Below are 3,348 nucleotides of genomic sequence, written 5' to 3' on the forward strand. Positions count from 1 at the left end.
GCTGGGGGTGTTTGCCCCCTGCCGCCCCCCCCCGGGGCCGCCCCGGGTTCCCGGGGCCCGGCGGGGGGAGGGAGGTGCTCAGTAGTGCTTCTTGACGTAGGCGTTCTGGCGGCTGTTGCTCTTGCTGGTGCACTTCGCGTTCTTGCCGTTGCCGAGGACGGCGGAGAGGACGTTCACGTCGATGTTGCAGAACTGGGCGGCCTCGAGCACCGACACGTCGTTCAGCAGGTTGATCGTGTTGCCGGAGGCGATGTCGGTCGCGTAGACGTCGACGTTGCCGATGTAGATGCCGCCGGCCATGGCCGGGGCGCTCATGGCCAGAGCTGCGACGGCACCGGCGATGGAGGCGAGAGTCTTACGAATGATCATGATTTCCTTCCGTTCGAGCAGACCCGATGCCTGCCCTTTGTCCGGCTTTGCGGCTTCAACGGGAGGGTTTTATGAGAAGCGGCGGCGATCCCTCATCTTTCACACCGTCGGGCTACTTCCGGCGCGCCAGACTGCACACCCAGACTTTCCGGTGCTTTCGCAAGAGCGGGCACGGGACTGCATGTGGATCCGCTCCCAGCACACTTCGCTGTTCGATTTTTGCAATATCTAGACGTAGGATTCCGTGGTGACGAAGCGACTAGCCGAGGTGGCGAAGAAGGCCGGGGTCAGCGAGGCCACCGTCAGCCGGGTGCTCAACGGACGCAGCGGCGTCTCGGAGGCCACCCGCGCATCGGTGCTCACCGCCCTCGACGTGCTGGGGTATGAGCGCCCCACCAAACTGCGCGGGGAGCGCGCCCGGCTGGTCGGCCTGGTCCTCCCGGAGCTGCAGAACCCGATCTTCCCGGCGCTCGCCGAGGTGGTGACCGGCTCCCTGGCGCAGCGCGGCTTCACCCCGGCGCTGTGCGCCCGGACGATCGGCGGCGTGCCCGAGTCCGACTACGTCGAGATGCTGCTGGACCATCAGGTCTCCGGCGTCATCTTCGCCGGCGGGTCGTACGCGCTGGCCGACGCCTCGCACGAGCACTACCGGCGGCTCACCGACCGCGGCCTGCCCGTCGTCCTGGTCAACGCCGGCGTCGACGAGCTGGGCTTCCCCCGGGTGTCCACCGACGACGCGGTGGCGGTCGAGCAGGCGTACGGGCATCTCCGCTCGCTCGGCCACGAGCGGATCGGCATGGTGCTCGGGCCGGAGGGGCACGTGCCGTCCCGGCGCAAGCTGGCCGCGATGGTCCAGGTCGCCGGCTGGGAGGGCGACCAGACCTACGTCGAGCGCTCCAGCTTCTCCATGGAGGGTGCCCGGGTGGCCGCCACCAAGCTCGTCGAGCGCGGCGTCACCGGCATCATCTGCGCCAGCGACGTGCTGGCCCTGGGCGCCATCCGGGCCGCCCGGCGGCTGGGCCGCGCGGTGCCGGCCGACGTGTCGGTGGTGGGCTTCGACGACTCCGCGTTCATGACCTGCACCGATCCTCCGCTGACCACGGTGCGCCAGCCGATCGAGACGATGGGCCAGGCCGCCGTGGACCTGCTGGTCAGCCAGATCGAGGAGGCCCGCGTGCTCAGCGACGAGCTGCTGTTCGAGCCGGAGCTGGTGGTCCGGGGATCCACCGGGCCGGCGCCCACGCACTGATCCCACCGGCGCCGTACGCCGCCGATCGCCGCAAGCGGTCGGCGGCTTTTTTGTGCCCAAAGACGGACAAGCCGCGCCTCTGTCGTTCCGTGTCGTTACGCAGTCGTGTTTTTTCAGAGCACGATCGAAACCTTGCCGTCATAAGTCCACGTCGTTACAGTGACTGCACTCACTATGGGGTTCCGGCCTCAGCGCAGTGACAACAACGCAGATCAGCGATGGCCATGGATACACCCGTTCCCGAAGGGATGGACAGATGTCCGTACCGCAGTACCGGAAGGTTGCGGCGCTAGCGCTCGTGGCCGGCCTGGGATTCAGCCTCACGGCCTGCTCCACCAAGAGCGACGACGGCGGGGACACCGCCGGTGGCAAGGTCACCATCAGCGTCGACTGTCAGCCGGTCGCCGCCCAGAAAGAGCTGCTGGCGAACTGGAACGCGGACGTCGCCGAGTTCCAGAAGCAGAACCCCGACATCACCATCAAGAGCGTCAGCGTCGGCGAGCAGTGCAACAACCCGCCGGACTTCACGGCCCGCCTGGCCGGCGGCACGATGACGGATGTCTTCTACGGCTACATGACGGACCTCCAGCAGGTGCTGGATTCCGGCAAGGCGATGGACATCACCGAGTACGCGAACAAGGACACCATCCCGACCTGGGACAGCGTCGACCCGGCGCTCAAGGAGGTCTTCACCGACGGCGGCAAGCTCTACGCCGTTCCGGTGAAGAACTACTCGATGGGCCTGGTCTACAACAAGACCCTGTTCACCAAGGCCGGTCTCGACGTCAACAACCCGCCGAAGACCTGGCCCGAGGTCCGTGCGGCGGCCAAGAAGATCGCCGCGCTCGGCAACGGCATCGCCGGCTACTCGGAGTACAGCGCCGGCAACACCGGCGGCTGGCACTTCACCTCGCTGATCTACTCGCAGGGCGGCCGGGTCCTCAGCGAGGACGGCAAGAAGGCCGCCTTCAACGACGCCGCCGGCAAGCAGGTCCTGCAGAACCTCAAGGACATGCGGTACGGCGACAACAGCATGGGCAGCCGCCAGCTCCTGCAGTGGGCGGACCTGCTGACCAACGCCGGCGCCGGCAAGGTCGGCATGTTCATCGGCGCGCCGGACTCCACCCAGGCGATCGTCAGCCAGTTCCAGGGCAAGTACGAGGACTGGGCGATGGCACCGCTGCCCGGCCAGACCGGTCCCGCCAAGGGCACGCTCGGCGGCGGCGAGGGCTACTTCTTCAAGGCGGGCCTCAGCCCCGACCAGGTCAAGGCCGGCCTGAAGTGGATCGCCTACCAGAAGCTGACCGTCGGGAAGGGCCAGCTCGACTACGCCCGGGCCAAGCCGCAGAACTACCCGGTCGGCCTGCCCCAGCCGCTGCTGTTCACCAACGGCAGCGAGGCGCAGAAGCAGGAGCTCGAACTGCGTACGAAGAACGCGAACGTGGACACCGCGAACTTCAAGATCTTCGAGGAGAACCCGGTTCCGATCCAGGGTGAGCCGCGCAACGCGCAGGCGATCTACGCGGTCCTCGACTCCGCGATGTCCGGTGTTCTGACCAACCCGAACGCCAACATCGACGCGCTACTCAAGACCGCCGAGGAGAAGGTCAACCAGTTGCTGGCCGCTGGTAGCTGATCCGACGAGTCGTGGGGGGGGGGGCCCCCCCCCCCCCCCCCCCCCCCCCCCCCCGCGGGGGGGGGCCCGGGGGGGCCAGACAGCCCCCCCCCCC

3 protein-coding genes are annotated in these 3,348 nt (G+C 67.9%); 2 read left to right on the plus strand and 1 reads right to left on the minus strand.

The window, feature by feature from the left end:
* Window positions 1–78: 78 nt before the first annotated feature.
* Window positions 79–369: a hypothetical protein gene (locus I4J89_RS02325; RefSeq protein WP_196412096.1), complete on the minus strand. Its 291-nt coding sequence runs from the start codon at window positions 367–369 to the stop codon at window positions 79–81.
* Between the two features lie 247 nt (window positions 370–616).
* Between I4J89_RS02325 and I4J89_RS02330 the strand changes: the two genes are divergently transcribed.
* Complete coding sequence (locus I4J89_RS02330; protein ID WP_196412097.1) at window positions 617–1,618, plus strand: LacI family DNA-binding transcriptional regulator; 1,002 nt, start codon at window positions 617–619, stop codon at window positions 1,616–1,618.
* 256 nt (window positions 1,619–1,874) lie between these two features.
* Window positions 1,875–3,254 (plus strand): ABC transporter substrate-binding protein, encoded by a 1,380-nt coding sequence (locus tag I4J89_RS02335; protein ID WP_196412098.1) that lies wholly within the window; start codon window positions 1,875–1,877, stop codon window positions 3,252–3,254.
* Window positions 3,255–3,348 lie beyond the last annotated feature (94 nt).

The sequence above is a fragment of the Actinoplanes aureus genome, from assembly GCF_015704865.1.
In the GTDB taxonomy this organism is placed as follows: domain Bacteria; phylum Actinomycetota; class Actinomycetes; order Mycobacteriales; family Micromonosporaceae; genus Actinoplanes; species Actinoplanes aureus.

Bases quoted from the DNA above. Each gene is read 5' to 3' on its own strand.
- I4J89_RS02325 (WP_196412096.1), bottom strand. From the start codon at position 369: ATGATCATTCGTAAGACTCTCGCCTCCATCGCCGGTGCCGTCGCAGCT.
- I4J89_RS02335 (WP_196412098.1), top strand. From the start codon at position 1,875: ATGTCCGTACCGCAGTACCGGAAGGTTGCGGCGCTAGCGCTCGTGGCC.